A 26,427-nucleotide genomic window follows, 5' to 3' on the forward strand; every position below is an offset into this window, starting at 1 on the left:
GATACATTGGCGGCATGCAGAAGATGTACGCAGGCGCTCGGCTGCGCACGCTGCGCGAACAACGGCAGCTGTCCCAATCGGGGATGGCGAAGGTCCTCGGGCTATCGGTGAGTTACGTCAACCAGCTCGAGAACGACCAGCGCCCGCTCACCGTCCCGGTGCTGCTGCGCCTGAACGCCACCTTCGACCTGGACATGGGATTCTTCGCCGCCGACACCGACGCCCGGCTGCTGGCCGACCTGCAGGACGTGTTCGCCGAGGACCCGGAAGCGGCCTCGATCACCAATGCCGAGCTCGAGGATCTGCTGTCCCGCGTGCCCGGCGCGGCCCGGCTGCTGGTGAGCCTGCACCGGCGCCTGCGCGGCGCGACCCAGCAGGTCGAACAGTTCTCCGCCGACATCGAGGGCTCGGCCGTCGAACCCGGCACCGCGATGCCGTACGAGGACGTCCGCGACTTCTTCTACGACCGGCGCAATCACATCCCCGAACTCGACCGGGCGGCCGAGCAGATGTTCGTCGACAATCGGCTCACCGTCGGCGGACTCGATCTGCAATTGACCCGGCTGCTGCACGAGCGCCACGGCATCAGCGTCACCATCCGCTCGGACATGCCGACCGATCCCGGCCCGAAACGGATCTACGATCCCGCCGCGCGGCACATCATCCTGGCGCGCAGGCTCTCCCCCGGCCAGCGCGCCTTCCAGCTCGCCACCCAGTTGGCTTTCCTCACCCACGCCGACACCATCAACGCGCTCGCCGCCTCGGTGGAGACGATGCCCGCCGAATCCCGTGATCTGTTGCGCGTCGGCCTCGCCAACTATTTCGCGGGCGCGTTGATCCTGCCGTACACGCGATTTCGCAATGCGGCCGAGGAATTGCGCTATGACATCGATCTGCTCTCGGCCATGTTCGAGGTGGGTTTCGAAACCGTCTGCCACCGGCTGTCCACCCTGCAGCGGCCCAATCTGCGCGGGGTGCCGTTCTTCTTCGTCCGCACCGATCGAGCGGGCAATATCTCGAAACGCCAGTCGGCCACCGCATTTCATTTCTCCCGGGTCGGTGGCAGCTGCCCGCTGTGGGTGGTGCACGAGGCCTTCACCACGCCGGGCCGGATCCGCACGCAGATCGCCGAGATGCCCGACGGCCGCAAGTACCTGTGGCTGGCCCGCACCACCGACGAGAGCGCGCCCGGATACCTTTCCGCCAAAAGGGATTTCGCCATCGGACTGGGGTGCGACCTGGCCTATGCCGAGAAGCTGGTCTACTCCCACGGCCTGCCGATCCACGACGAGGCCACCGCGGTCCCGATCGGCGCGGGCTGCAAGATCTGCGAACGCCACGAGTGCGCGCAGCGCGCCTTCCCGCAACTGGGCCGCGCGATCCGGGTCGACCAGAACCGCGCGGCCAACATCCCGTACACGCCGGTCGACCGCGCGGCACGGGCCTCGCGGTAGCTGCCTGCGGCGCACCGCGTAGCGGCGATCGCGATCGCGGCGTGGGAGGGCATTGCCGGACGCGGTGGCCTCCGGCATCATCGACCTCGTGACCAAGGTGAGCCTGACCACCGAGCTGCCGATCTCCGCCGAGCTGGCCCGCTCGCTCGCCGCCAAACCCGAACTGTTCGCCTACGTCGTCCGGCCGTACCTGCGGGTGCCGGGGATGAGCATTCCCGAGCACATCGAACCGGGCGCACTGGGTTCGGCCCGGCTCTGGCTGTTCGGGATCGTCCCGCTGTGGACCCACCGTCTGCGGATCGTCTCGCTCGACGAGTTCGAGATCTACACCAACGAGCACGGCGGCCCGCTGCGCGTCTGGAATCACCGGCTGACGTTCGCACCCCTCGGCCCGAACAGTTGCCGCTACACCGACGAGATCGAGATCGAGGACGGCCTGCACGGCCTCGCGACCCGCGCCTTCATCCACCTGATGTTCCGCCACCGGCACCGCCGCTGGCGGGCGCTGGCCCGGGTCCTCGCCTGAGACCGGGCTCTCCGCTCGCCGAGCTGCCCATCTATGCTGTTCGCGCAGCTGGTTCGCTGGTGACGACGTTTACGGGAGCCCCCGATCCGTCACGAGCGTCGAAAGAGGGAACCCGGTGGGAATCCGGGACTGTCCCGCAGCGGTGAACAGGAACGACCGCCGTCATCGGCACTGGACGCGCACGTCCGGGAAGCGACGGCCAGTAGGTCGACCCGAGGATTCCGGGTCGATGCCCGTGAGTCCGAAGACCTGCCCGCTGTGCCGGATACGCCGTATCCGGCGGCCGTCGCCTCGCGGATCTGGCGGCGATCATCCTTGCTAGCCAACGGAGTTCGAACCTGTGGTTGTTTCCAGCACCTCTGTCAATGATCTGTCCCTCGACGAGCTTGATCCCGAGTTGGCCGCCGCGATGGCAGGCGAACTCGCCCGCGAACGCGACACCCTCGAAATGATCGCCTCGGAGAACTTCGTCCCCCGCGCGGTCCTGCAAGCCCAAGGCTCGGTCCTGACCAACAAATACGCCGAGGGCTACCCCGGACGCCGCTACTACGGTGGCTGCGAAGCCGTCGACGTCGTCGAAACCCTGGCCCGTGACCGCGCCAAAGAACTCTTCGGCGCCGAATTCGCCAACGTCCAACCCCACTCCGGCGCCCAAGCCAACGCCGCCGTACTCATGGCGTTGATGAACCCCGGCGAAACGTTGTTGGGTCTCGACCTCGCCCACGGTGGGCATTTGACCCACGGCATGCGGTTGAACTTCTCGGGCAAGCTCTACGACGTCCACTCCTACGGAGTGTCCAAAGAAGACCACCGCATCGACATGGACGAAGTCCGTGACATCGCGATCAAAGCCAAACCGAAGGTCATCGTGGCCGGTTGGTCGGCCTACCCGCGTCATCAGGACTTCGCGCGCTTCCGGGAGATCGCCGACGAGGTCGGGGCCTACCTGTGGGTCGACATGGCCCACTTCGCCGGCCTGGTCGCCGTGGGCCTGCATCCTTCCCCGGTCCCGTATGCCGATGTCGTGTCCTCCACCGTCCACAAAACGTTGGGTGGCCCGCGCTCCGGGTTGATTCTGGCCAAGCAGGAATTCGCCAAGAAGCTCAACAGTGCGGTGTTCCCCGGGCAGCAGGGCGGGCCGCTCATGCATGTGATCGCGGCCAAGGCCGCGGCGTTCAAGATCGCCGCGACCGACGAATTCACCGACCGCCAGCAACGGACCCTCGCCGGTGCCCGGATCCTGGCCGAACGCCTCACCGGCGCCGATGTCGCCGACAAGGGTGTTTCGGTGTTGACCGGCGGCACCGACGTCCACCTCGTCCTGGTCGATCTGCGTAACTCCGAACTCGACGGCCAGCAGGGCGAGGACTTGCTCCACGAGGTCGGGATCACGGTCAACCGCAACGCGGTCCCGTTCGACCCCCGTCCCCCGATGGTCACCTCCGGTCTGCGGATCGGCACCGCCGCCCTGGCCACCCGCGGCTTCGGTGACAGCGAGTTCACCGAGGTCGCCGACATCATCGCCGCGACCCTGGCAGGCACTTCCGATACCGAAACCCTGCGGGGTCGGGTCTCGAAGCTGGCGCAGAGTGTCCCGTTGTATCAAGGCCTGGAGGACTGGAACCTCCTCGGCTGACCATCCACCCCGAGGCCGATGGCCCGGTCCACCCCCAAGGCCCGGACCATCGGCACACCGGACCAACCGCCTTGTCAACGCTGTAGGCCTACACTGATCACCAGTCGACGCAGACGGAGGTGCCCCGATGGCCGAAAGTTCGACAGACCGGCCAGAACCACGCTTCGGACGCCCCAGCGGACCCGTGACCAGGGAATCGGTGCTCGCCGCCGCGCTCACGATCGTCGACCGTGACGGTGTCGACGCGCTGTCGATGCGGCGGCTCGCCGAGGCGGTCGGGCGCGATCCGATGGTGATCTACCGGCACCTGCCGAACAAGGCCGCCGTGCTCGACGGCGTGGCCGAACTCGTCTTCGAACAGCTGACCGTCGACGCCGACGATCCCGACTGGATCGCCCAGCTGCGCGCGGTCGCCCGCGCGTTCCGCGCGATGGCCCTCGCGCACCCCAATGTCGTTCCGCTGCTGGTGACCCGGCCGCTGTCCACCCCGCTCGGGATGCGGCCGCCCGCGGTGGTCCGCCCGCTCGAAGGCGTCCTGCGCCTGCTCACCACGGCGGGCTTCACCGGCGCCGACGCGCTGCACGTCTACCGCGCGCTGTTCGGCTTCCTCTACGGCCACGTGCTCAACGAACTGCAGGAGATCGTCGAGCGGCCCGAGGAATCCGACGAGGTCCTGCGCCTGGGCCTGCACCGGCTGCCGATCGGCGAATTCCCGCTGTTGCGCGCGCTGGCCCCGACCCTGGCCGCCTACGACGGCGCCGCCGAACTCGAACGCGGCCTCGACATCCTGCTCACCGGCCTCACCGCCACCCTGCCCGATCCCACGCGCTAGCCCGCCCCCAGCGGCCTCTATGCCGTCTATCTACAGCGTAGACTAACGGCGTAGCAGCACAGCTACGCCCAGCTGAGGATTTGCCGCATGGCCATCACCGAAGTCGCGGTCTACGCGCACCTGACCGACGCCGATGTCGACGCGCTCGGCGCGGAACTCGACGCGATCCGCCGCGAGATCGAGGACCGGCGCGGCACCACCGACGCCACCTACATCCGCCGCACCATCGCCTTCCAGCGGATACTCGACGCGAGCGCCCGGCTGGTGCTCGTCTGCACCCGATCACGACTGGGCTGGCTGGTCGGCACCACCGCGCTGGCCGCAGCCAAGAGCATCGAGAACATGGAGATCGGGCACAACGTGTCGCACGGCCAGTGGGATTGGATGAACGATCCCGAAATCCATTCGCGCACTTGGGAATGGGACATGGCCGGGGTCTCGTCGCAGTGGCGCTATTCACACAACTACCGCCATCACGTGTTCACCAATGTGGTCGGCATGGACGACGACGTCGGCTTCGGCGTGCTGCGGGTGACCCGCGATCAGCGCTGGAGTCCGCGCCGGCTCATCCAGCCGCTGCACAATCTGCTCCTCGCGGCCACCTTCGAATGGGGCATCGCCCTGCACGGGCTGTATTCCGAACAGGAACGCGCGGCGACCCCGGCCGGGAAGAAAGCGCACACCAGGGCGCTGCTCCGCAAGATCGGCAGGCAGACCGCCAAGGACTACCTGCTCTTCCCCCTGCTCAGCGGCCGCCGGTGGCGCCGCACGCTCACCGGCACCGTCGCGGCCAACACCCTGCGCAACCTGTGGGCGTACGTGGTGATCTTCTGCGGCCACTTCCCCGACGGCGCGGAGAAATTCACCCCGGAGGCGATCGAGGACGAGACGCACGCGCAGTGGTATCTGCGCCAGATGCTCGGCACCGCGAACTTCGACGCCGGTCCGGTCCTCGCCTTCCTCAGCGGTCACCTCTCGCATCAGATCGAACATCACCTGTTCCCCGATCTGCCCAGCAATCACTACGCCGAGATCGCGGTGCGCGTGCGCGCGCTCTGCGACAAGTACGACCTGCCCTACACCACCGGTCCGCTCCCCCGCCAATACCTGCTGACGCTGCGCACCATCCACAAGCTGGCCCTGCCCGACGCCTTCCTCACCGCCACCAGCGACGACGCACCCGAGACCGCCTCGGAGCGCAAATTCGCCGTCGGCGCCGAATCCGGCAGTGTCCGAGGTGGATTGCGCACCGCACTGCGCGCGGCCCGCCGGACCGAGGCCGCCTGAGCCGTCCCGATCGAGCGATTCACGCGCCGGGTGTTTGCTGTGTTGTCTATATTCAGACCGTTAGCCGAAGAACCGAATCGAATCCACTGGTGAACAGATGGCAGGACGATCATTCACCAAGGCGCTGATCATTTGCCGATCACCGGCAGCGAGCACGAGAAGGGTTGACCTATGAGGCGTTTCCCGTTCATCGTCGCGATCGCAGCAGTGGCGCTACTCGGCGCCGGATGCTCCGACGACTCCCCGACGGCGCCGGCGACCACCACGACCACCACCGCGCCGGAAACCACCGAGACCGCGCCGCACGAGCAGCACACGACCCCGAACGAGCAGCCGATCCCGGTACCGCCGACCACGGTGTCGATGATGCCGAACCCGAACGGTGACGGCAGCCAGGTTCCCTGCGAGGGCACCATCTGCACCAACCCCAATCACGGCGCTGGCCCCGATCCCGAGGAGAACGGCGGGCACGAAATGCCGAACCCGAACGGTGACGGCAGCGAGGTTCCGTGCGAGGGCACCATCTGTACGAATCCGAATCACGGCGGTAATTGATGATCGCTACCACGGACTGAACTTCGGAAAATTCTGAGACGAAACAGTATTCGTGTATAGTGGGACGGATCGACCTCAGGTCGATTCGTCCCACATGTCTGTGATTGCGCACACCATCCGGTCTGATTCACGGCGCATCCGCGCACGTCATCGGGTATCCTGCAGCTGAATTCACTTGCACGATCCGGGCTTCCGGTCGGCAATCAACGAATTCATTCATTTCGGGGTCGCCAGACGTGGGGAGATTTGTCGTGCAATTCATGGGGCGCATTCGCGATGCCATTCACCGTTCGCGAAAAGACGGCCGACACGGCGGATCTCGCACGTTCGGAATGTCGGTGACCACCTCGCCGCCGCATGGGTGAGTTCCTCGCCGCCGTCGTGTCCTTTCCGACGGCACTGTTCAGTTTCGCGTTGCTCGTCGTCATCGGATACTGGCTGGTGGTGCTCGTGGGGGGCACCGAGGTCGACGCGTTCGACGGCGGCGAATCCGGGTCGACGGTCGGCGGTTTCGACGCACTGGGCCTGAGCGGTGTACCCGTCACGGTCGCGGTGACCGGGCTGGTCGCCCTGTCCTGGTTCGCCAGCCTGGTCGGCACCGTCGCGATCGGCGCGCTCGGCCTGGCCGGAATCGCCGCGATCGTCGCCGGGTGCGCGGTCCTGCTCGTGGCCGTCGTCGCCGCCGTGGCAGGCACCCGGCTCGTGGTGATCCCGCTGCGGCGCTTCTTCCGGCACGGTCCCGCACCGTCACTACAAGACTTCGTCGGCCGGATGTGCGTGGTGCGCACCGGTCGCGTCGACGAGGAATTCGGCCAGGCCGAACTCACCGCCGACGACGGCTCATCGGCCGTCATCCAGGTCCGGCAGAGCGCACTGCATGCCGCGACCGCTCCCCTGACCCAAGGGGATTCCGCTGTCGTCTACGACTACGACCCGGCCACCGGAACGTTCTGGGTGGCCGCTCTGGAGGGGAACTGATGTCCACCATCGCCATCGGATTCGGCGTGCTCGTCGCCGTGATCCTGCTGTCCGTACTCGCCGTGCTGTTCCTGGTGAGCCGACTGTTCAAGAAGGTCAGCCAGGGCCGCGCGCTGATCATCTCGAAGATGCGCAAGGTCGATGTGACCTTCACCGGCGCCGTCGTGCTCCCGGTCCTGCACAAGGCCGAGTTCATGGACATCTCGGTGAAGACCATCGAGATCGCCCGCGTCGGCCGCGACGGGCTGATCTGCCGCGACAACATCCGCGCCGACATCAGGATCACCTTCTTCGTGCGGGTCAACAAGACCGTCGAGGACGTCATCAAGGTGGCCCAGGCCATCGGCACCGAACGCGCCAGCGATCAGGCCACGCTGCAGGAACTGTTCAGCGCCAAGTTCTCCGAGGCGCTCAAGACCGTCGGCAAGCACCTGGACTTCGTCGACCTCTACACCCACCGCAACGAGTTCCGTGACCGGATCATGGCCGTCATCGGCACCGACCTCAACGGCTACAGCCTCGAAGACGCCGCCATCGACTACCTCGAGCAGACCCCGCTGATCCAGCTCGACGCGCAGAACATCCTCGACGCGCAGGGCATCCGCAAGATCACCGAGCTCACCGCCATCGAGCACGTGCGCACCAACGAGTTCCGCCGCCACGAGGAGAAGGAGATCACCCGCCAGAACGTGGAGGCGCGCGAGGCCGTGCTCGAGCTCGAGCGCCAGCAGGCCGACGCCGAGAACCGGCAGCGCCGCGAGGTCGAGACCCTGCGCGCCCGGGAGGAAGCCGAGATCCTGCGGGTGCAGGCCGAGGAGCGGCTCAAGGCGCAGACCGCCTTCATGCGCACCGAGGAAGCCCTCGGCATCCAGGCGCAGAACAAGGATCGCGAGATCGCCGTCGCGGAGAAGAACCGCGAGCGGGTGATCGCGATCGAGTCCGAGCGCATCGAGAAGGACCGGCTGCTCGAGGTCGCCGACCGGGACCGCGCGGTCTCGCTGGCGCACATGTCCAACGAGCGCGAGGTCGAGGTCGAGCGCCGCACCGTGGCCGAGGTGGTGCGCGAGCGCGTCGCGGTCGACAAGACCGTCGCCGAGCAGGAAGAGCAGATCAACCGGCTGCGCGCGACCGAGGCCGCCGAGCGCGACCGCCAGGCCATCATCATCCGCGCCGAGGCCGAGGCCCAGGAGCACCTGGTCAAGGACATCAAGGCCGCCGAGGCGGCCGAGGCTGCCTCGAAGTTCCTCGCCAAGGAGTCGATCACGCTGGCCGAGGCCGAGGTCGAGGCGGCGGAGCTGAAGGCCAAGGCCAAGATCCGGCTCGCCGAAGCCACCCAGGCCGAAGCGGCCGCCGAGGGGCTGGGCCAGGCGCAGGTGCGCGAGCGCGAGGCCGACGCGATCGAGAAGGTCGGCCGGGCCGAGGCCGCGGTGCTGCGCGAGAAGAACCTCGCCGAGGCCGACGGGTTGCGCGACAAGCTCAAGGGCGAGGCCGAGGGCCTGCACGACAAGGCCGCGGCCATGGCCGTGCTCGACGACGCGACCCGCGAGCACGAGGAATTCCGGCTGCGCCTGGAGCTGCAGAAGGAGATCGAGCTGGCGACCGTGCAGGCGCACCGCGATGTGGCCCAGGCCCAGGCCGACGTGCTGGCCACCGGTCTCGGCAACGCCAAGATCGACATCGTCGGCGGCGAGTCGATGTTCCTCGACCGCCTGGTCGGCTCGATCGGGCTCGGCAAGGGCCTGGACAAGCTGCTGCACTCCGACACCGGGACCGCGGCCACCGCGGTCGTCGGCTCGCTGCTGGCCCGTAACGGCGCCGAGGCGAACAAGGCCGAGGAAGCCGCCGCGCTCGACCTGCTGCTGGACAAGTGAGCGCGCCGCACCCGCGGCACCAGGACACGACAGCCGGGGCTGACACGTCAGCCCCGGCCCCGGGTGCCGTCCTCGACGGCGGCACCTACGAGGTGCTGCGCACTCGCCTGCACGAGCAGGCGAGCGAATTGGCCAGGCGCTGTGAGGAACTCAACGACCGCAGGGTCGCCGACTTCGGCGGGATCGAACTCTCGCTGATCGGCACCGAACACATCCGCACCGAGCACAATTGCGTGCCCCGCGACATCGTCGCCATCGGTGACGGGCGAATGCTGTTCGGCTACAACGTCTTCCTCGGCCTGAAGCCGGAGACCGAGATCGGCGACGTGTTCGCCGCGCACCGGTTCCACCGCGACGGCGGCGAATTCGGCTTCACCGCCGCCGAACCGGACGGGCTGCTCGACGATCCGCGATTCCGGCGCGATTTCGCCGAGCTCTACCGGTACTACACCCAGACCCGCCTGCTGCAGCTGCGCAGGCTCGACGGGCGGATGCTGGCGGTCTTCCAGACCGGCCAGCGCACCGACGACATCAAGGTGCTGCGCTGGGGGGTCGATTCCGCGGGCGCGGTCGACTACCTCGACAGCCGCGGCGAGCGCGATCACGTGTTCCCGTCTCCGCACGAGTTCGCCTGGACCGAGACCACCCGCGACGACCAGGTGGCGGGTCGTCATCCGCACCTGTCGATCCTGGGCAAGGTGTTCGTCGAGACCATCGGCGGCACGCTCACCGTGAAGGTGGAGAACAACACCGAGACCGGGACCGGCATCTACGCCGAACCGGTCGACGAGCCGCTGCAGAGCCTGGCCGACGCCGATGTGCACTACGCCGAGGTGGGCGCGCTGATCCTGCTGCGCATCCGCCCGTACAACGAAACCGACTGGCGCCACCTGGTTTTCAACACCAGGACCCGGACGGTGGTGCGCCTGGACGGGATCGGCCTGTCCTGCCGGCTGCTGCCCGAGGACCAAGGCATCGTCTTCCCCGGCGGGTACTACCTCGAGACCGGCGTGCACAAGACCTTCGACACCGCCGTCGACGACCTGGAATACGAGCGCACCGTGCGTGCCCCCAACGGCGAGGACGTGCTCTACGTCTTCCACGCCCGCGCCGAGGGCCGCTCGTTGCTGCTGCCCTACAACATGATTCGCAAGCAGGTGGCCACGCCGATCACCTGCCACGGCTACTCGCTGTTCGACGACGGCACGATGGTGGTGTTCCGCGCGCTGTCGGAGGAACCGACGCGGGTGCACACCATGCAGGTGTGGCAGACGCCGTTCGTCTCCGACACCCACGCGGCCCGCCAGCAGCCGGGCACCGGACCGCTGGCCAGGATCGGCAACGCCGAACTGGTTCGCGCGCTGGCGGACTGCCTGTCGGTGACCCGCATGGTCGAGGACATGGCCGAGACCACCGATGTGTTCGAGGCGATCATCGCCGCCTGCGTGCGCACGGCCGATCTGCACCACTGGCTCGGCGAGGCCGAATTCGGTGGGCTCGCCGAGTCGTTGACGGCGGTGCGCGGCACCGCCGAACAGGTCGTCGACGAGTTCGAGAAGGTCACCGCCCGCACCGAGGAGGCGCTGGCCGCGGTCGCGGCGGCGGGCGAACACATCGCCGGACTCGTCCGGGCCAGGACCGCGCACACCACAGCCCGGGGCTGGGTCGAGGAACTCACCGCGCTGCACCGCGCCGCGGGCCGGGTGGAGACCCTGCGCGAGATGCGCTACACCGACACCGACCGGCTCGACGAACTCGCGACCACCGTCGCCGAGGCACTGGCCGACACCGGTCGCCGGTGCGTCGAATTCCTCGCCGCGCCGGAGGCTTTCGACGACTACCTCACCGACATCGAGCAGATTCTCGAGCGCGCGCGGGACATCGCGACGGTGGCCGAGGCCGAACCGATCCGCGCCAACCTCACCGCGCAGACCGACGACCTGCAGACCGTCATCGAGGTCGTCACCGGGCTCGACGTCGGCGACGCGACCCTGCGCACCGGCATCCTGGAACGCATCGCCACCGTGCTGGCCGCGGTCAACCGCGCCCGCGCGACCCTGGAGGCCCGCCGCACCGACCTCGCCGCCGCCGAGGGCCGCGACGAGTTCGCCGCCGAATACGCCCTGCTCGGGCAAGCCGTCACCAGCGCGCTGGCGATGGCCGACACCCCGGCGGCCTGCGACGACCACGTGGCCAAGCTGCTGTTGACCGTGGAGAGCCTGGAAACCAGGTTCGGCGCGTTCGACGACTTCGCCGAGCGCATCGCCGCCACCCGCGACGACATCTACGAGGCCTTCGCCACCCGGCGCCAGACCCTGCTCGACGAGCGGTCCCAGCGTGCCCGGCGGCTGCTCGATTCCGCCCAGCGCATGCTGTCGAGCATCGAGCGACGCAGCAGCGCGCTGACCTCGCTCGAGGAGATCAACGCCTACTTCGCCGCCGATCCGATGGTGGTCCGCCTGCGGGCGACCACCGCCGAACTGCGCACCGCCGGCGAGGTGGTCTCGGCCGAGGAACTCGACGGCCGGATCAAGGTGGTCCGGCAGGAGGCGGGCCGGGTCCTGCGCGACCGCCGCGATCTCTACGCCGACGGCGGCGAGACGATCCGGCTCGGCAGGCACCGGTTCGCGGTCACCACCGCCGAGTGGGACCTGGCGCTGGTGCCGCACGAGGGCTCGCTGGTCTACAGCATCAGCGGCACCGACTACCGGGCGCCGCTGCCCGCGGGCGAGTTCGACGCCGACAGCGCGGCGCTGTGGTCGCAGCTGCTGGTCTCGGAGACCCCGCGGATGTACCGGGCCGAGCACCTGGCGACCTCGATCCTGGCCGAGGCCGAGGCCACGACCGGGCCGACCCCGCTGCACGAGGCCGTGGCGGCGAACGAGCTCGACGCGCAGGTGCGCGCGATCGCCCGGCAGCGCTACGACGAGGGCTACCAGCTCGGCGTGCACGACCACGACGCCACCGCGATCCTCACCGCGCTGCTGACCCTGCACCACGGCGCGGGACTGCTGCGCTACCGCCCCGGCGACCGCGCGGCCGCGCAACTGTGGTGGCATTTCGGCGCGGCCGACTGGCAGCCGCACGACCCGGCGCAGCGCGCGCGGTGGACCACCCGGATCACCTCGACCGCCCGCGCGGCGAGCATCTTCGGCGACCCCACCGCGCGGACCGCGGTGATCGCGGAGCTCACCGCCGCGATCGACGCCTTCGCCGTGCACCTCGGCCTCGCCGACGTCGATCCACAGCTCGCCGGGGCGTATCTGTTCCACGAGATCGCCACCGAACCCGCCGGCTTCACCACCGCGGCGGGCGCGCGTGCCCTGCTCGACGCGTTCCGGCGCAGGCTCGTCGCCGCCGATCCCGACGCCTACACCGCGTTCACCCAGGACGTGCGGGCCCTCGACACCGACCTGCCCCAGCGCACCGAACTCGTCACCACCTGGCTGCGCGCCTTCGTCGACACCACCGGCGACAGCGCACAGCTGGAATACCTGCCCGAGGCCGTGGCGATCGAGCTGTGCGGCCCCGAGACGGACCGGTACGAGTGCGCCGCGGAGCTCACCGCCACCGTCGACGGCCTGCTCGGCGAACACCAGCGGATCACCGGCGGCCGGTTGACGCTCGCACTGGCCGAGACCACCGCGCGCGGACACCGCTTCCGCACCGACGAGGTTCCGGCCTTCCGCAAGCACCTGCGCCGGCGCAACGAGCTGCTCGCCACCCAACGCGAACGGCTGCGCCTGGACGACTTCAAGCCGTCGGTGATGAGTGGTTTCGTCCGCAACCGGCTGCTCGACGAGGTCTACCTGCCGCTGATCGGCGACAACCTGGCCCGCCAGCTCGGTACGCCGGGCGAATCCGACAATGCCGTCCAGTCCGGTCTGCTGTTGCTCATCTCGCCGCCGGGCTACGGCAAGACGACGCTGATGGAGTACGTGGCGGCCCGGCTCGGGCTGATCTTCGTCAAGGTCGACGGACCGGCGCTGGGCAATGCTGTGCATTCGCTGGACCCGGCGGCGGCGCCGAACGCCACCGCGCGTCAAGAGGTCGAGAAGATCAACTTCGCGCTGGAACTCGGCAACAATGTGCTGCTCTATCTCGACGACATCCAGCACACCTCGCCCGAGTTGCTGCAGAAGTTCATCTCACTGTGCGACGCCCAGCGCCGGATCGAGGGCGTCTGGGACGGGCAGGCCCGCACATTTGATTTGCGTGGCAAACGTTTCGCGGTCTGCATGGCGGGTAACCCGTACACCGAGCAAGGCAAACGCTTCCGCATTCCGGACATGCTCGCCAACCGCGCCGATGTGTGGAACCTCGGTGACGTGCTGTCCGGGCGTGAGGAGCTGTTCGGGCTCAGCTATATCGAGAACGCCCTGACCACGAACCCCGTGCTCGCGCCACTGTCGGCGCGCGAACGGGGCGACCTAGAGATTTTGCTGCGCCTGGCGCGCGGTGAGGAGTCCGTCCAGTCCGATCAGCTCACCCATCCCTACTCGGCCGCCGAGTTGTCCGACATCACGGCGGTCCTGCGCATGGTGTTGCGTGTCCGCGGTGTCGTCCTCGCGGTGAACAAGGCCTATATCGCCTCGGCCGCCACGGCGGACAACTCCCGGACCAAACCACCGTTCCAGCTCCAGGGTTCCTACCGCGACATGAACGCGCTCACCGGGCGTCTCGTGTCGGTGCTGAACGACGACGAACTGGAAGCATTGATCGACGATCACTATCGTGGCGAGGCCCAGACCCTCGCCGCGGGTGCGGAAGCGAACCTGCTCGCACTCGCCGAACTACGCGACCGGCTCACCCCGGAGCAGGCCCAGCGATGGGCCGACGTCAAGGCCGCCTACCTGCGCGAACAAGCACTCGGCGGCCGCGATGACGATCCACTGATTCGCGCGGTGGGCGGTCTCGGACTGCTCGCCGATCGGGTCGGCGGCGTCGAGGCGGCCATCAGGGCCACCGAGACGAGAATCATACCGACCGCTGCTGAATGGACCTCGGAGTCCGCACCGTGATAGGAGAGTTGTCATGTTCTCGACACCTCTCGTATGCCGGAACTCCGGTTCACTTCGTTCCGGCGTACCCGGGGGCTCGTCGTGTCCGAGCCACTGAACTCGACGCTCTGGACTCCACCGCGCAGCACCCCCACGGTCCGCCGTGGACAGCGGACCGCTCCGGTCTATCGCACTGATCTCGACGGGTTACGCGGACTCGCGATCGGGCTCGTCGTGGTCTTCCACGTCTGGTTCGGTCGCGTGTCCGGCGGTGTCGACGTCTTTCTCGTCCTCTCCGGCTTCTTCTTCACCGGATTGCTGCTGCGCCGGGCCGAGGGACAGGACACCGCGTGGGCCTCCTCGGTGGGGCGCCGAACCGTGCGGCGGCTGGTCCCCGCGATGGCGGTGGTCGCGGCGGCCGTGGTCGTCGCCACGATCATCTGGTTGCCCTACACGCAGTGGTCCTCGATCTCCGCGCAGACCCTGGCCTCGCTGTTCTACCTGCAGAACTGGGAACTCGCGCTGACCTGGTCGGACTACCTGGCCGCCGATCCCTCGGTGAGCCCGTTGCAGCACCTGTGGTCGATGTCGGTGCAGGGCCAGTTCTATCTGGTGGCGCTGCTGGTGATCGCCGGGCTGGCCTGGCTGTGTGTCAAGACCTCCCAACACACGCTCGTGCGCCCGCTCGTCGGCGCGGTGGTGGTCGGCTTCGGGATCGTCTCGTTCCTCTACGCCGCCAACGGCACCGCGACCCAGCAGGGCTGGAACTACTACGACAGCTTCGCGCGCGGATGGGAGCTGCTGGCCGGTGCCCTGCTCGCCGTCGTCGCGCCCTACCTGCGCACGCCCCGGCTGCTGCGCGCGCCACTGGCGCTGCTCGGGATCCTCGGCGTCGTGGCGTGCGGCTGGCTGATCGTCGACGGCGCCAACCTGTTCCCCGGGCCGTGGGCCCTTGTCCCCGTCTGCGCCACCGCGGCGGTGATCCTGTCGGCCACCGGGCTCCAGCCCGACGACTGGTCGCAGCCGAACCGGCTGCTCGCCCACCCGGTGATGCGCTGGCTCGGTGACATCGCCTACCCGCTGTACCTGTGGCACTGGCCCATCCTGATCTTCTTCCTCGCCGAACGCGGGAATCCGCACGCCGGCCTGGTCGGCGGCAGCGCGGTGATCGCGCTCTCGCTCGTGCTGGCCTGGCTGACCCACCGCTGGATAGAGGAGCCGCTGCGCGTGCGCGCCCGCACCTCCGGCGACAGCACCCGCCGCGCCGCCGTGCTGCCGCGCCGCCTGGCCACCACCACGGTGGTGCTGCTGCTGGTCGCGGTCGTCGGCACGACCGCGGCCTGGCAGTACGCCGTGGCCAGGGTGAATCCGCCGGAGGCGGTCGGCGCCCTCGACCACGACCGCTACCCCGGCGCCGAGGCGCTGGCCTCCGGCCTCTACACGCCGCCCGCGCCGATGCGGCCCAGCGTCTTCGAGGCGGGCTCGGACATGCCGCCGCCGACCCAGGACGGCTGCATCGCCGACTGGGACACCGCCGACGTCATCACCTGCACCTATGGCGACCCCGAGGCCGACCGCACGCTCGCCCTGGTCGGCAGCTCACACGCCGAGCACTGGCTGCCCGCGCTCGAGGTGCTCGCCGACCAGCACGCGTTCCGCATCGAGGTGTACCTGAAGATGGGGTGCCCGCTGACGCTGGCCGACGACACCATGTACAAGGGCGAGTCGATCCCGGACTGCCGGGACTGGTCGGCCCAGGTGATCGACCGGCTCGGCGTCGACCGGCCCGACTGGGTCTTCACCACCGGCACCCGTCCCCGCGACGACGGCGGCGACGAGACCCCCGACGAGTACCTCGACGTCTGGTCGGCGCTGTCGGCACGCGGGCTCAATGTGATCGCCGTCCGTGACACGCCGTGGCTGCGGCGCGGAACGGTGCGCTACAACGCCGCGGACTGCCTGGCCGCCGGCGGTGACCGGCTCAGCTGCGGCATGCGCAGGGAGGACGCGCTGAACCCGGTCAACCCGCAGCTGGAACCGGCGGCGCGCTTCCCGAGCATCTTTCCGGTCGACATGACCGACGCGGTGTGCGAGCCTTCCGTGTGTTCGGTGGCCGAGGGCAATATCCTCATTTACCACGACGAGCACCACCTCACCGCCAGCTACTCCCGTTCACTGGCCGGACCGCTCGGACGCGAGCTCCAGCCACTGCTCGGATGGTGGTGATCTCGATCACCTGAGCCGAGAGAAGGGCCGCGCCGTGACAGCTCGACAACGCTGTGCGATCGTGGCCGTTCTCGTGGCCGTCATGATGACGCTCGGAGCCAGGGTCACCGATCTGGCCACCCCGGCCGAACTGACCGCGGCGACCGACTCCTCGATCCCCCAGTCGCCCCTGCGCATCCCCTACGGCGACAGCTCCGACACCTTCGGCGACCTCTACCTGCCGTCGACCTCGAACACCCGGCTGCCCGTGGTCGTGCTGATCCACGGCGGCGGCTGGACGCAGAGCCGCACCCTGGCCCAGTTCGACGCGCACGCGCGCGGGCTCGCGGCCGAGGGTGTGGCGGTGTGGAACATCGAATACCGCCGGGTGCACGGCCAGGGCGGCTGGCCGACGACCCTCACCGATGTCGCGGACGCCATCGACGCGCTGAGCGCGGTCGCGCCGCGGGTGGGCAACCTGCTCGACCTGCAGCGCGTGCACGTGGCCGGGCACTCGGCGGGCGGTCAGCTGGCCGCGTGGGCGGCCGGTCACCGGCCGCCGCCGGACCACCATCAGCACAGCGGGGTGCGGATCCGCAGCCTCACGCTCATGGCGGCCGTGCTGGATCTGGACTTCGCCGTCACCAACGGGCGCGACCGGTTCGTCACCGATCTGCTCGGCGGCAGGCCCAGCCAGGTGCCGGAGCGGTATCGCTACGCCTCCCCGATCCACCACCTGCCGGTCGAGACCGAGATCACCGCCCTGCACGGCGACCGGGATCGGGTGGTGGCCCCGGCGCAGAGCCGTCGCTATGTCGACGCGGTGCACGCCACCGGCGCCTCCGCCGAGCTGCGGATCCTGCCCGACACCGGGCACGGCGAATTCGCCGACGCGCGGTCGGGCGCCTGGCAGGCCGCCCGCGCCGCCATCCTCGATCACGTGCGCACCATCGACTGAATTCCGAATACCGGGACCCGCAAGCACTCTCGGCGCCGTCACCGTGAATCCCACTGTCCAGCAGCACACTCCGCGCAGCCGGTAGCCTGAAACGGTGATAACTCTCAAAAAGGACGACGAAGCCGCCGATCTGACCGGGATCACCAAGATGAGCGTCGGGGTGAGCTGGGATCCCTCGGCCGGGGCCAGCGGTGGACTGCTCGGGATCGCGCGCCGCAAGAAGGGCGTCGACCTGGACCTGATTGCGATCCTGGTGCAGGGTGGCGATCCGGTGCGTTTCGCCGGACTCGATTCCCTCGACCCGCTCGGCAACGGCTCGGTGCTGCACAGCGGTGACGAGCAGACCGGCGCGGCCAGCGGCGACGACGAGACCGTGCACGTCACCTTCGCCAACGTGCCCGCCGGCATCGACTCGATCGTGTTCGTCGCCGCCGCGTTCAAGAAGGGCACGTCGTTCATCAAGGCCAACAACGTCTCGTTCAAGATCTACGACGCCACCGGCGGTGACACCCAGCCGGTCGCCGACATCTGGCCCTCGCTGCTCGGTGCCGAGAACGCCAACGCGATCGCCAGGGCGTTCCGCAACGGCGGATCGTGGCAGCTCGAGGTGCTCGACCGCAAGGGCAAGATCAAGCAGGGTGACATGCAGGCGCTGCTGCGGTTCGCGATCGAGTAGCCCGCTCGGGGGCTCGGTGGACGAAGTTCGTCAAGGGCACGCGATTTCGGTGTTCCCTGAATAGTTGCTGCGCTACGGTTTCCAGCATGGACGACATCGAGTTGGATTTGCCGAGCGTCGCTTCTTCCCACAACGCCGGACGAATTCTTGACATCGGCGCAGTCGGACTGCGCAATCCACTACCCGTCGACGGCGAACAGACCCACGCCTACGTGGCCTGCGTCGACGGGACCACCCTGCGGCTGCCGGATTCGCTGCAGAACTGGGCGATGCAGACCCTCGCGGCGAACTTCGACCTCCGCGCCACCGGCCTGCCCTCCCTGTTCCCCTGCCGCTTCGAATTCGGCATCCGCGACGGGGTCGCCTACGCCGTGCCGGTCACCGATCAGGCCGCGCACCGCACCCCGGCGGCGGCCGGTCAGCCGGCCGCCTAGGAATTCACCCGATCGGGGGCAGGTGCACGACCTGGCCCGCGTAGGCCAGTCCCGCGCCGAAGCCGAGCAGCAGGGCGGTGTCGCCGGGACGGGCCGCGCCGGAGCGCAGCAGCTGTTCCATCGCCATCGGGATCGAGGCGGCACTGGTGTTGCCGGTGTCGACGATGTCGCGCGCGATGGCGACCTTCTCGGGCAGATGCAGGGTGCGCACCAGGGCATCGGTGATGCGGATGTTGGCCTGGTGCGGGACGAAGGCGTCCAGCTCGTCGGCGCCGACGCCCGCGCGATCCAGCGCGTCGCGGCATGCCTTCTCCAGGAAGGTGACGGCCCAGCGGAAGACCTCGGTGCCGTTCATCCTGATGTAGGGGCGCACCGACGTGCCGCCGGTGGCCTCCGCGGCGGCGACCTCGGCGAAGTACTCCAGGAAGTCCTTGTCCTGCTTGATCGCCGAGGTGCGGCTACCGTCCGAGCCCCAGGCGACCGGGCCGATCCCCTCCTGCTCGGCCGCGCCGACCAGCACCGCGCCCGCGCCGTCGGCGAAGATGAACGCGCAGCTGCGGTCGCTGGTGTCGAGCAGATCCGACAACCGCTCCACGCCGATCACGAGCACGTGGCGCGCCTGTCCCGCGCGGACCAGATTCGCCGCGTCGGCCAGCGCGTAGCAGAAGCCCGCGCATCCCGCGGAGATGTCGTAGGCGGCGGTGTCGTGCATGCCGAGTTCGGTGGCCACCACCGCGCCGGCCGACGGGCCGAGCACCATCTGCGAGGACGTCGCGAGCACGACCGCGTCGACCTGTTCGGCGCCCACCCCGGCCGCGGCCAGCGCGTCGCGGGCCGCGGCGACGCTCATCGAGACGATGGTCTCGTCGGGTTCGGCCCAGTGCCGGGCCGCGATGCCCGAGCGGGTCCGGATCCACTCGTCCGAGGAGTCGATCCGGTCGACGATCTCGGCGTTGGGCACGACGCGACGCGGACGGTAGACGCCGAGACCGAGAATTCCCGTGTGTGTGACCGGAACAGCGGTGGCGATAGGGGTGGGCATGGCATCCTCTCCATATGAACCGATCGGTTCATCCAGAACAGGTCTAGCATGGACCGATCGGTTCAATCAAGGGTTTGGAGGAGATCGCATGGCAGCCGGACCACGCGCCCGACTGATCGAACACACCATCAGTACCGTCCAGCAGCACGGCGTGCACGCGGCCGCGCTGAGTGAACTGCTCAGGCGCAGCAACACCTCACGCAATTCGCTGTACCAGCACTTCCCTTCCGGCAAGGGCGAACTGGTGCAGACGGCGGCGCGAATCGTCTCGCGACTGGTGTACTCACACATCAGCGCCATGGCCGACGCGCTGCAGACCGCGCCGTCGGCGCGCCAGTGGCTCACCGACCTGCTCGCCTTCTGGCGCGTGCCGCTGGAGAAGTCCGATTACAGCGCGGGCTCGTTCATGATGGCCGCGGCGCTGGACGAGCTCGATCCGGCGGTGCAGTCGATCGCGGGCCAGGCCTTCGCCGAATGGACCGCGCGGCTGGCCGACGGGATCGTCGCGACCGGCATCGAGCGGGCCACCGCCGTCTCACTGGCCGGGTTCCTGCTCACCACCATCGAGGGCACCATCGTGCACAGCCGGGCACTCAAGTCGCCGCATCCGTTCGACCAGGCGGTCACGCAGCTGACCATCCTGCTCGACCACCACCTCTCCCAGCGCTGAGCTACAGGTGCGCGCGCAGGGTCGAGACGATCGTGCGCCGGGCGGACGCGCCCTCCCGGCTCGGAGTCAGCGGGTAGACGTGGACCAGGCCCTCGCGTTCCTCGTAGTCGACCTCGACGCCGGCGGCGCGCGCCTTGTCCACCAGCAGGCGGGTGTCCGGGTTGAGGATGTCGTAGGTGCCGCTGAACACGGTGATCGGGCCGAGACCGGTGAAGTCGCCGAACAGCGGGCTCACCATCGGGTCCTTCATCGGGAGCTCGCCGCTCCACAGCTCGCCGAAGACCAGGCCGCCCGCGCGGCCGAGCCAGGGGTCAAGCGGGAGGACGTCGTCGATCTGCGGGTTCTCCAGGGTGAGGTCGAGGGCGGGCGAGATCAGCACTGTGCGTGGCACTTTCAGCTGCGCGGTGTCGCGCAGGTGCAGGGCGGTCGACAGGGCGATCTGGCCGCCCGCGGAATCACCGGCCAGGAAGGTGGTGCCGTATCGGTCGGTGCTGTCGGTGACGATCTCGGCGAAGCGCGGAATCACCTGCGCGGCAGTGCCGTTCGGCAGCAGTGGGTAGATGGGCACCGTCACCGTGAGATCCAGCTCGGCGGCCAGTCGCGCGGCCAGATGCCAGTGCTGCGAGGCGATTTCGCCCACCCAGCCGCCGCCGTGCGCGTACACCAGTCCGCCGCGCGACGATCCACTCTTCGGGGTGAGGGTGTAGATCGGCCAGCCGCGCTCGTGCGCCACCGTGACCTCGACACCGCGCAGCGCGCTCGGCGGGCCGTAGGGCAGCGGACGCAGACCGCGCTCGCGCACGTGCGCCCTGGCGCGGTCGGCGTCGATGTAGTTCCGGTTGCGGCGGGTGATTCGCAGGAATCCCGGAATCACGAATCTGCTCATCACACCGGGCACCGCGACCTCCTCGACTGCGCGACCGACCGGCACTGTCGGCGCAGGCCCAAAGGTACTCCGGTCCGGGGTCAGCCCAGCGGTTGTTCGGTGATGTCGGTGCGCAGCGAGGTGCCGTTGAGGTCGAGGTAGACCACACCCTCGGTGATCGACAGGGTGGCGGTGTTGCGCCGGTCGATCAGGGCCGCGGCCTCGTCGATGAACGCGCGGTCGAAGCTGTAGAGCGGGATCGACGCGGCGTTGTGGATCTTCTTGCCCGCGTACTGGGCGAGCACCTTGGCCGGATCACGGTGGGTGTAGAGCGCGGCCCGACCGGCGAGTTTGCTGCCGCGGTGGATGCGGTCGGCATCGGGTGCGCCCACCTCGATCCACGCGGTGGTGCGCCCGGTCAGATCACGGATCTGCACGGCGGGTTCGTCGGTGGCCGAGATGCCGCCGTCGCTGAAGACGATGCCCTCCTCGTACTGCAGGCAGTAGGCGAGGATGCGGGTGAGCATGTACTCGGCCGTCTCGGAGGGGTGGCGAGCGACCCGCAGCTCGAGATCCTCATAGACGCCGCGGTCGACATCGGCCAGCTGAACGGCGAAATGGTGCAGAGTTGCGCTGAGTGCCATAGGACTGCCGAGCCTACCGGGCAGTACCCGCGCGATCTCGCGCGCACCGCTTGCGCTCCCCCGTCCGGAGGGTCAGCATCTCCCCATGCGAATCACCCACGTTTCAGCTCTGGCGGCCGTCTTCCTCACCCTGGGCACGGCATCCGCTGCGGCAGAACCGAATCCGGCCGACACCCCGCGCCAGGCCATCGCCCGCGCCTACCTCGACGCCCTGGTCTCCCACGACGCGAGCGCGGTCCCCTTCGCCCCCGACGCCACCCGCGTCGAGGTCGGCTTCCAAACCGGCTTCTCCGGCCCCCAACTCACCGCCGACCTCGAACACGGCCTCCAATACCGCGTCATCCAGGGCTACCGCGAACTCACCATGACCGAATCCGGCGACACCGTCACCACCACCTACCTCCTCGACACCGGCATCGCAGGCCACCGCCTCACCACCGTCGAGATCGTCGAAACCTTCGTCATCCCGGACAACGAGATCCAAACCATCGAAGCCACCATCACCCCGGTCCTGTAACCGACTGATAGCCAATTGATTCGACTGCCGCGGGAGGGCGCGCCTACTGTGCCCGCGTGGTCTACAGCCCCTCTCCCGCGCTGATCAAATGGAACACCGACCGCGCGGCCGCGCTCGACAGCATGGTCGCCGTGCACGGCAAGGTGGTCGACGGCAAGGTGGGGCGCCAGTACGCCACCGGACACCTCAACCGGGCCCTGTTCGTTGTGCTGGCCAGCGAGTTCCAGGGCTACTGCCGCGACCTCCACGACGAAGCGGCCTGGGTGATGACCGACGGGCTCGAACCTCTCGGCGATCCCCGGATCCCGATCCTGCGCAATGCTCTGGTCCGCGGGCGCAGGCTCGACGGCGGCAACGCCCAGCCTGCCGCACTCGGCTCCGATTTCAGCAGCATCGGCATGGATTTCTGGCCGGCGGTGGAGGCGATGTACCCGACGAAAAGGGCACAGTGGCGCGCGTTCCTGGAGAACATGACCCTGGCCACCTTCAAGAAGTGGCGGACCACCCTGAAAGGGTTTGTTGCTGGTATGGACAAGGTCGTCGAGGCATACTTGCAGGACACGGCAGGAAAGAGTTGGTGAGAGAGGTGACCGCGATGGCGACCGCACCCAAGCGCGCACGGGCGAAGAGCGCCCGCCGCAAGTCGGTCCACTTCAAGGCCGGTGACCGTGTCCGCGTCACCTACGGAGCACGCGAGGTCAAGGGCACGGTCGTGCGCATCGACAACGGCCGTGCCAACGTCGACATGGATTTCGCCGACGAGCACGTTCCCGGCCTGTTCCACGAAAGCGAACTGCGTAGCGCCTAGTCCGGCTTTTCGAGCAAGGCTCGGGGCGCGGCCAGGCGCCAGGAGTCGGTGATGATGGCGTCGAGTTCCTCGCGGTCGTCGAGGGCGGCGAGGCGGACGCGGACCCACGGGTTGCCCGCCTCGTGCGTGGCGATCCAGAACTTGCCGGGTTCGGCGAGGACCAGCTCGTCGCGATCGAGGATCGGGCAGCGCACCGCCATCGAGGTCTCGTCCTCGGGGAGGGTGAGGAACAACCTGCCCGCGACCTTGAAAATCGGCATGCCCCAGGCGAATTCCTCGGTGGTCTCCGGGAGTGCCGCGACGACGGCACGGACGTCGTCACCGGTGAAAGTCATGGCGCGGATCATGCCAGGGTCCACCGACAGGCGGCGCTCAGCCGCCGGTGACGTTCTTGGTGTACTCGACCTTGTCCGGGCCCTCGCCCACCAGCCGATCCCCGAGGACCCAACCGCACGCTTCGTAGAACGACATGGCCCTGGTGTTGCCGGGAAAGGTCTCCAGCCGGATGGTCGCGTACCGGGCGAGGAGTACTTCTTCCGCGTGCCTGAGCAGCAGACGGCCCAGCCCACGCCGATGATCATCGGGGTCGATCATCATCAGGTCGACCGTGGGACCGTCGAGAATCGAGAACCCGGCGATCCGGCCGTCCAGGTCGAGGCAGTACACGCCGCCACCCGCCAGGTGGCTCGCCACGTGCTCGTCCGAAGCCCCACTGCCGATGAACCAGTCCACCGCCTCGTTGCCGAGGAACCCTCGATAACAGGTGTCGATCGTGCGACGCGCGAGAGCCTGGAGATCGCCCAGGTCTTCCCCGGTCGCGGGGCGGATCGTGGTAGCAGCCATGACAGAGCAAACTACCCGCGAGGCTGACTCGCGACCGAGGCCGTCGTCGCGCGGGCGCGGGCGGTGGTGATGCGGCGGCCGATGATGCCGTGGCGGGGGGCGAACAGGTAGACGAGGGTGAAGGCGATGCCCTGGGTGACCACGACCATGCCGCCGGCGGCGGTGTCGAGGTGGTAGCTGATGTAGAGGCCGGTGACCGCGCACAGGACCGAGATCGCGGGGGCGATGAGCAGCATGCGGGAGAAGCGGTCGGTGAGCAGGTAGGCGGTGGCGCCGGGGATGATCAGCATCGCGACGACCAGCACCACGCCGACCGCCTGCAGGGCGACCACCGAGGTGAGGGCGAGCAGGGCCAGCAGGGCCGTGCCGAGGACCCGGGGATTGAGACCGATGGCGTGGGCGTGGGTGGCGTCGAAGGCGTAGAGGGTGAAGTCGCGGCGTTTGAGGACCAGCGCCGCCAGCACGATCGCGGCCAGGATCATGATCTGGACCATCTCGCCCCGGCTCACCCCGAGCAGGTTGCCGAAAACGATGTGGTTCAAGTCGGTTTGGCTCGGTGTCACCGACACCAGGACCAGACCGAAGGCGAACAGCGTGGTGAACACGATGCCGATCGCGGCGTCCTCCTTCACCCGGCTGGTGTCACGAACCACCCCGATCAGGGCCACGGCGAGGAACCCGAAGATCACCGCCCCCACCGCGAACGGCCAGCCCACGATGTAGGCGAGCACCACTCCCGGCAGCACCGCGTGCGAGACGGCGTCACCCATCAGCGACCAGCCGATCAGCACCAACCAGCACGACAGCACCGCGCACACCACGGCCGCGGTCACCGTGGTCGCCAGCGCCCGCACCATGAATTCGTAGCGCAGCGGGTCGAGGAAGAACTCTTCGAGGCTCATCGGTCTCCGTCCACATCGAGCCCGAAGGCCTTGGCCAGATTCTCGGGCCGCAACACCACTTCGGGGTCGCCGTGCTCGAGCACCCTGCGGTTCAACAGCACGGCCTCGTCAGCCAGCTGGGGCAGCGCGTGCAGATCGTGGGTGGAGACCAGGATGGTGGCACCGTCGGCGGCGAGTTCGCGCAGCAGCGCCGTGATGGTGGCCTCGGAGCGCTTGTCGACTCCGGCGAACGGCTCGTCGAGCAGCAGGATCGTGGCCTCCTGCGCGATGCCGCGCGCCACGAAGGCCCGCTTCTTCTGCCCACCGGAGAGCTGCCCGATCTGACGATCGGCGAGGTCGGTGAGCTCGACCCTGGCCAGCGCCGCGTCGACGGCGGCGCGATCGGCCCTGCTCGCCCGGCGGGTGAAGCCCATCTTCCCGTAGCGCCCGGTCAGCACCACATCGCGCACCGACAGCGGGAAAGTCCAGTCCACATCCTCGGATTGCGGCACGTAACCGAGGCTGCCCGCCTTGCGCGCCGCGGTGGGGCCACCCCCGTTGATCAGCACGCGGCCACGATCGGGCGTGATCAGCCCCATGACGGTCTTGAACAGCGTCGACTTGCCCGAGCCGTTCATGCCGATCAGCCCGCACACCCGCCCCGACTTCAGGGTCAGCTCGACGTTGTCGAGCGCGAGCACCTCGCCGTAATGGACTGTCAAGTCCTGGATCTCGACGACCGGCGCGCTCATCGCGGGGCTCCGGCGAGCGCGGTGGCGATGGTGGTGGCGTCGTGGCGGATCAGGTCGAGGTAGGTGGGGACGGGCCCGTCGGCTTCCGAGAGCGAGTCGACGTAGAGCACCCCGCCGAACCGGGCGCTGGTGGCCTCGACCACCCGCTGCATCGGCGCGTCGGAGACGGTCGACTCGCAGAACACGGCGGGCACGCTCCGCTGGCGCACGAAGTCGATGACCGAGCCGATCTGCTGCGGGGTGGCCTGCTGCTCGGCGTTGACCGCCCAGATGTACTTCTCGGTGAGCCCGGCGTCGCGTGCGAGGTAGGAGAACGCGCCTTCGCAGGTCACCAGGGCACGCTGATCGGCGGGCAGCACGCTCACCGCCGAGACCAGGTCGTCGCGAACCGCGCCGAGCTGGGTCTTGTAGGCGTCGGCGTTGGCGCGGTACGCCTCGGCGTTGTCGGGGTCGAGGTCGCTGAACGCACTGACCATGTTGTCGACGTAGATCTGCGCGTTCACCGGCGACATCCAGGCGTGCGGGTTGGGCTTGCCCCGGTAGGCGTCCTCCCCGATGTCCATCGGGGTGATGCCCTCGGAGACCACCGCGTGCGGCACATCCAGATCGGCGACGAACTGGGCGAACCAGGCTTCCAGGTTCAGCCCGTTGTCCAGGATCAGATCGGCCTTGGCGGCCTTCTTGATATCGCCCGGAGTCGGCTCGTAGCCGTGGATCTCGGCGCCGACCTTGGTGATCGACTCGACCCGCAGATGCTCGCCGGCGACATTGCGCGCCATGTCGGCGAGCACCGTGAAGGTGGTGAGCACCACCTTGCGATCGTCGTCCTGCGCGGCGACCCCACCACAGGCGGTGAGCGCGAACGCCAGGACACTCAGAACACACGCCGCGAGCACCCGGCGCCTGCTGGACGCGGATGACCGATGGAACCCAACCTTCATCCCGGAATTATATTGTTAGGCGAGCCGAACTTACAAGTTCAATGCTCGGAAA

Annotated in this window: 25 protein-coding genes and 1 riboswitch; of the genes, 17 read left to right on the plus strand and 8 right to left on the minus strand. The window is 68.6% G+C overall.

Annotated features, from left to right (window positions below):
• Positions 1–14 precede the first annotated feature (14 nt).
• From ACFVVM_RS26195 to ACFVVM_RS26255, 13 genes are all read left to right on the plus strand, one after another.
• A complete protein-coding gene (locus ACFVVM_RS26195) occupies positions 15–1,454 on the plus strand; it encodes a short-chain fatty acyl-CoA regulator family protein (protein ID WP_387623313.1) in 1,440 nt (479 codons plus the stop codon).
• Between the two features lie 79 nt (positions 1,455–1,533).
• On the plus strand, positions 1,534–1,980 hold the full coding sequence (locus tag ACFVVM_RS26200; protein ID WP_387623502.1) for a hypothetical protein: 447 nt from the start codon (positions 1,534–1,536) through the stop codon (positions 1,978–1,980).
• Between the two features lie 40 nt (positions 1,981–2,020).
• Positions 2,021–2,252: riboswitch (cobalamin riboswitch) on the plus strand.
• Between the two features lie 68 nt (positions 2,253–2,320).
• Positions 2,321–3,616, plus strand: a complete 1,296-nt coding sequence (gene glyA / locus ACFVVM_RS26205; RefSeq protein ID WP_387623316.1) for a serine hydroxymethyltransferase — start codon at positions 2,321–2,323, stop codon at positions 3,614–3,616.
• A 127-nt stretch (positions 3,617–3,743) separates the two neighbouring features.
• On the plus strand, positions 3,744–4,448 hold the full coding sequence (locus ACFVVM_RS26210) for a TetR/AcrR family transcriptional regulator C-terminal domain-containing protein (RefSeq protein ID WP_387623318.1): 705 nt from the start codon (positions 3,744–3,746) through the stop codon (positions 4,446–4,448).
• Between the two features lie 87 nt (positions 4,449–4,535).
• Complete coding sequence (locus ACFVVM_RS26215; RefSeq protein WP_387623321.1) at positions 4,536–5,735, plus strand: fatty acid desaturase family protein; 1,200 nt, start codon at positions 4,536–4,538, stop codon at positions 5,733–5,735.
• 171 nt (positions 5,736–5,906) lie between these two features.
• Positions 5,907–6,290 carry a hypothetical protein gene (locus ACFVVM_RS26220; protein ID WP_387623324.1) on the plus strand — a complete coding sequence of 128 codons (384 nt, stop codon included), beginning with the start codon at positions 5,907–5,909 and terminating at the stop codon, positions 6,288–6,290.
• 357 nt (positions 6,291–6,647) lie between these two features.
• Complete coding sequence (locus tag ACFVVM_RS26225) at positions 6,648–7,268, plus strand: hypothetical protein (RefSeq protein ID WP_387623327.1); 621 nt, start codon at positions 6,648–6,650, stop codon at positions 7,266–7,268.
• On the plus strand, positions 7,268–9,139 hold the full coding sequence (locus ACFVVM_RS26230) for a flotillin family protein (RefSeq protein WP_387623330.1): 1,872 nt from the start codon (positions 7,268–7,270) through the stop codon (positions 9,137–9,139). The genes ACFVVM_RS26225 and ACFVVM_RS26230 overlap by 1 nt, the downstream gene beginning before the upstream one ends.
• Positions 9,136–14,160, plus strand: coding sequence for a DNA repair ATPase (locus ACFVVM_RS26235; RefSeq protein WP_387623332.1), 5,025 nt, complete (start codon positions 9,136–9,138; stop codon positions 14,158–14,160). The genes ACFVVM_RS26230 and ACFVVM_RS26235 overlap by 4 nt, the downstream gene beginning before the upstream one ends.
• A gap of 81 nt (positions 14,161–14,241) precedes the next feature.
• Positions 14,242–16,365 (plus strand): acyltransferase family protein, encoded by a 2,124-nt coding sequence (locus tag ACFVVM_RS26240; protein WP_387623335.1) that lies wholly within the window; start codon positions 14,242–14,244, stop codon positions 16,363–16,365.
• A gap of 61 nt (positions 16,366–16,426) precedes the next feature.
• The gene (locus tag ACFVVM_RS26245; RefSeq protein ID WP_387623337.1) at positions 16,427–17,302 is read left to right on the plus strand and encodes an alpha/beta hydrolase family protein; all 876 of its coding nucleotides are present in this window, start codon (positions 16,427–16,429) and stop codon (positions 17,300–17,302) included.
• A gap of 94 nt (positions 17,303–17,396) precedes the next feature.
• Complete coding sequence (locus ACFVVM_RS26250) at positions 17,397–17,978, plus strand: TerD family protein (protein WP_387623340.1); 582 nt, start codon at positions 17,397–17,399, stop codon at positions 17,976–17,978.
• An 86-nt stretch (positions 17,979–18,064) separates the two neighbouring features.
• The gene (locus ACFVVM_RS26255; RefSeq protein WP_387623342.1) at positions 18,065–18,412 is read left to right on the plus strand and encodes a hypothetical protein; all 348 of its coding nucleotides are present in this window, start codon (positions 18,065–18,067) and stop codon (positions 18,410–18,412) included.
• A 4-nt stretch (positions 18,413–18,416) separates the two neighbouring features.
• On the opposite strand, the gene ACFVVM_RS26260 is transcribed toward ACFVVM_RS26255, so the two are convergent.
• Entirely contained in the window at positions 18,417–19,454 is a 1,038-nt protein-coding gene (locus tag ACFVVM_RS26260) for a beta-ketoacyl-ACP synthase III (RefSeq protein ID WP_387623344.1), read from the minus strand.
• A gap of 88 nt (positions 19,455–19,542) precedes the next feature.
• Here ACFVVM_RS26260 and ACFVVM_RS26265 point away from each other — a divergent pair, with 88 nt between their 5' ends.
• A complete protein-coding gene (locus ACFVVM_RS26265; RefSeq protein ID WP_387623347.1) occupies positions 19,543–20,124 on the plus strand; it encodes a TetR/AcrR family transcriptional regulator in 582 nt (193 codons plus the stop codon).
• Position 20,125: 1 nt separating this feature from the next.
• Here ACFVVM_RS26265 and ACFVVM_RS26270 read toward each other — a convergent pair whose 3' ends face one another.
• Positions 20,126–21,010, minus strand: a complete 885-nt coding sequence (locus ACFVVM_RS26270) for an alpha/beta hydrolase fold domain-containing protein (protein WP_387623350.1) — start codon at positions 21,008–21,010, stop codon at positions 20,126–20,128.
• A gap of 80 nt (positions 21,011–21,090) precedes the next feature.
• A complete protein-coding gene (locus ACFVVM_RS26275) occupies positions 21,091–21,633 on the minus strand; it encodes a YaeQ family protein (protein WP_387623353.1) in 543 nt (180 codons plus the stop codon).
• Positions 21,634–21,718: 85 nt separating this feature from the next.
• Between ACFVVM_RS26275 and ACFVVM_RS26280 the strand changes: the two genes are divergently transcribed.
• Genes ACFVVM_RS26280 through ACFVVM_RS26290 form a run of 3 tightly spaced genes read left to right on the plus strand, consistent with a single transcriptional unit; the run spans position 21,719 to position 22,958 of the window.
• The gene (locus ACFVVM_RS26280; RefSeq protein WP_387623356.1) at positions 21,719–22,150 is read left to right on the plus strand and encodes a hypothetical protein; all 432 of its coding nucleotides are present in this window, start codon (positions 21,719–21,721) and stop codon (positions 22,148–22,150) included.
• Positions 22,151–22,206: 56 nt separating this feature from the next.
• The gene (locus tag ACFVVM_RS26285; RefSeq protein WP_387623358.1) at positions 22,207–22,731 is read left to right on the plus strand and encodes a hypothetical protein; all 525 of its coding nucleotides are present in this window, start codon (positions 22,207–22,209) and stop codon (positions 22,729–22,731) included.
• 14 nt (positions 22,732–22,745) lie between these two features.
• The gene (locus tag ACFVVM_RS26290; protein ID WP_387623360.1) at positions 22,746–22,958 is read left to right on the plus strand and encodes a hypothetical protein; all 213 of its coding nucleotides are present in this window, start codon (positions 22,746–22,748) and stop codon (positions 22,956–22,958) included.
• On the opposite strand, the gene ACFVVM_RS26295 is transcribed toward ACFVVM_RS26290, so the two are convergent.
• The 5 genes from ACFVVM_RS26295 to ACFVVM_RS26315 are packed head-to-tail and all read right to left on the minus strand — an operon-like array spanning position 22,955 to position 26,375.
• Positions 22,955–23,293: an MmcQ/YjbR family DNA-binding protein gene (locus ACFVVM_RS26295; RefSeq protein WP_387623363.1), complete on the minus strand. Its 339-nt coding sequence runs from the start codon at positions 23,291–23,293 to the stop codon at positions 22,955–22,957. The two genes, ACFVVM_RS26290 and ACFVVM_RS26295, sit on opposite strands and share 4 nt — an antisense overlap.
• Before the next feature lie 37 nt (positions 23,294–23,330).
• Positions 23,331–23,801: a GNAT family N-acetyltransferase gene (locus tag ACFVVM_RS26300; protein ID WP_387623365.1), complete on the minus strand. Its 471-nt coding sequence runs from the start codon at positions 23,799–23,801 to the stop codon at positions 23,331–23,333.
• A gap of 11 nt (positions 23,802–23,812) precedes the next feature.
• Positions 23,813–24,703 carry a metal ABC transporter permease gene (locus ACFVVM_RS26305; protein WP_387623368.1) on the minus strand — a complete coding sequence of 297 codons (891 nt, stop codon included), beginning with the start codon at positions 24,701–24,703 and terminating at the stop codon, positions 23,813–23,815.
• A complete protein-coding gene (locus tag ACFVVM_RS26310) occupies positions 24,700–25,434 on the minus strand; it encodes a metal ABC transporter ATP-binding protein (RefSeq protein ID WP_387623371.1) in 735 nt (244 codons plus the stop codon). The genes ACFVVM_RS26305 and ACFVVM_RS26310 overlap by 4 nt, the downstream gene beginning before the upstream one ends.
• Positions 25,431–26,375: a metal ABC transporter substrate-binding protein gene (locus ACFVVM_RS26315; RefSeq protein WP_387623373.1), complete on the minus strand. Its 945-nt coding sequence runs from the start codon at positions 26,373–26,375 to the stop codon at positions 25,431–25,433. Before ACFVVM_RS26315 ends, ACFVVM_RS26310 begins: the two co-directional genes overlap by 4 nt.
• Positions 26,376–26,427 lie beyond the last annotated feature (52 nt).

Origin of the sequence: Nocardia sp. NPDC058176, assembly GCF_042883805.1 — a bacterium.
Classification (GTDB): domain Bacteria; phylum Actinomycetota; class Actinomycetes; order Mycobacteriales; family Mycobacteriaceae; genus Nocardia.

Bases quoted from the DNA above. Each gene is read 5' to 3' on its own strand.
- ACFVVM_RS26195 (WP_387623313.1), top strand. From the start codon at position 15: ATGCAGAAGATGTACGCAGGCGCTCGGCTGCGCACGCTGCGCGAACAA.
- ACFVVM_RS26260 (WP_387623344.1), bottom strand. From the start codon at position 19,454: ATGCCCACCCCTATCGCCACCGCTGTTCCGGTCACACACACGGGAATT.
- ACFVVM_RS26310 (WP_387623371.1), bottom strand. From the start codon at position 25,434: ATGAGCGCGCCGGTCGTCGAGATCCAGGACTTGACAGTCCATTACGGC.
- ACFVVM_RS26295 (WP_387623363.1), bottom strand. From the start codon at position 23,293: ATGACTTTCACCGGTGACGACGTCCGTGCCGTCGTCGCGGCACTCCCG.
- ACFVVM_RS26300 (WP_387623365.1), bottom strand. From the start codon at position 23,801: ATGGCTGCTACCACGATCCGCCCCGCGACCGGGGAAGACCTGGGCGAT.
- ACFVVM_RS26305 (WP_387623368.1), bottom strand. From the start codon at position 24,703: ATGAGCCTCGAAGAGTTCTTCCTCGACCCGCTGCGCTACGAATTCATG.
- ACFVVM_RS26270 (WP_387623350.1), bottom strand. From the start codon at position 21,010: ATGAGCAGATTCGTGATTCCGGGATTCCTGCGAATCACCCGCCGCAAC.
- ACFVVM_RS26230 (WP_387623330.1), top strand. From the start codon at position 7,268: ATGTCCACCATCGCCATCGGATTCGGCGTGCTCGTCGCCGTGATCCTG.
- ACFVVM_RS26255 (WP_387623342.1), top strand. From the start codon at position 18,065: ATGGACGACATCGAGTTGGATTTGCCGAGCGTCGCTTCTTCCCACAAC.
- ACFVVM_RS26215 (WP_387623321.1), top strand. From the start codon at position 4,536: ATGGCCATCACCGAAGTCGCGGTCTACGCGCACCTGACCGACGCCGAT.
- ACFVVM_RS26220 (WP_387623324.1), top strand. From the start codon at position 5,907: ATGAGGCGTTTCCCGTTCATCGTCGCGATCGCAGCAGTGGCGCTACTC.
- ACFVVM_RS26275 (WP_387623353.1), bottom strand. From the start codon at position 21,633: ATGGCACTCAGCGCAACTCTGCACCATTTCGCCGTTCAGCTGGCCGAT.
- ACFVVM_RS26225 (WP_387623327.1), top strand. From the start codon at position 6,648: ATGGGTGAGTTCCTCGCCGCCGTCGTGTCCTTTCCGACGGCACTGTTC.
- ACFVVM_RS26210 (WP_387623318.1), top strand. From the start codon at position 3,744: ATGGCCGAAAGTTCGACAGACCGGCCAGAACCACGCTTCGGACGCCCC.
- ACFVVM_RS26265 (WP_387623347.1), top strand. From the start codon at position 19,543: ATGGCAGCCGGACCACGCGCCCGACTGATCGAACACACCATCAGTACC.
- ACFVVM_RS26290 (WP_387623360.1), top strand. From the start codon at position 22,746: ATGGCGACCGCACCCAAGCGCGCACGGGCGAAGAGCGCCCGCCGCAAG.
- ACFVVM_RS26280 (WP_387623356.1), top strand. From the start codon at position 21,719: ATGCGAATCACCCACGTTTCAGCTCTGGCGGCCGTCTTCCTCACCCTG.
- ACFVVM_RS26315 (WP_387623373.1), bottom strand. From the start codon at position 26,375: ATGAAGGTTGGGTTCCATCGGTCATCCGCGTCCAGCAGGCGCCGGGTG.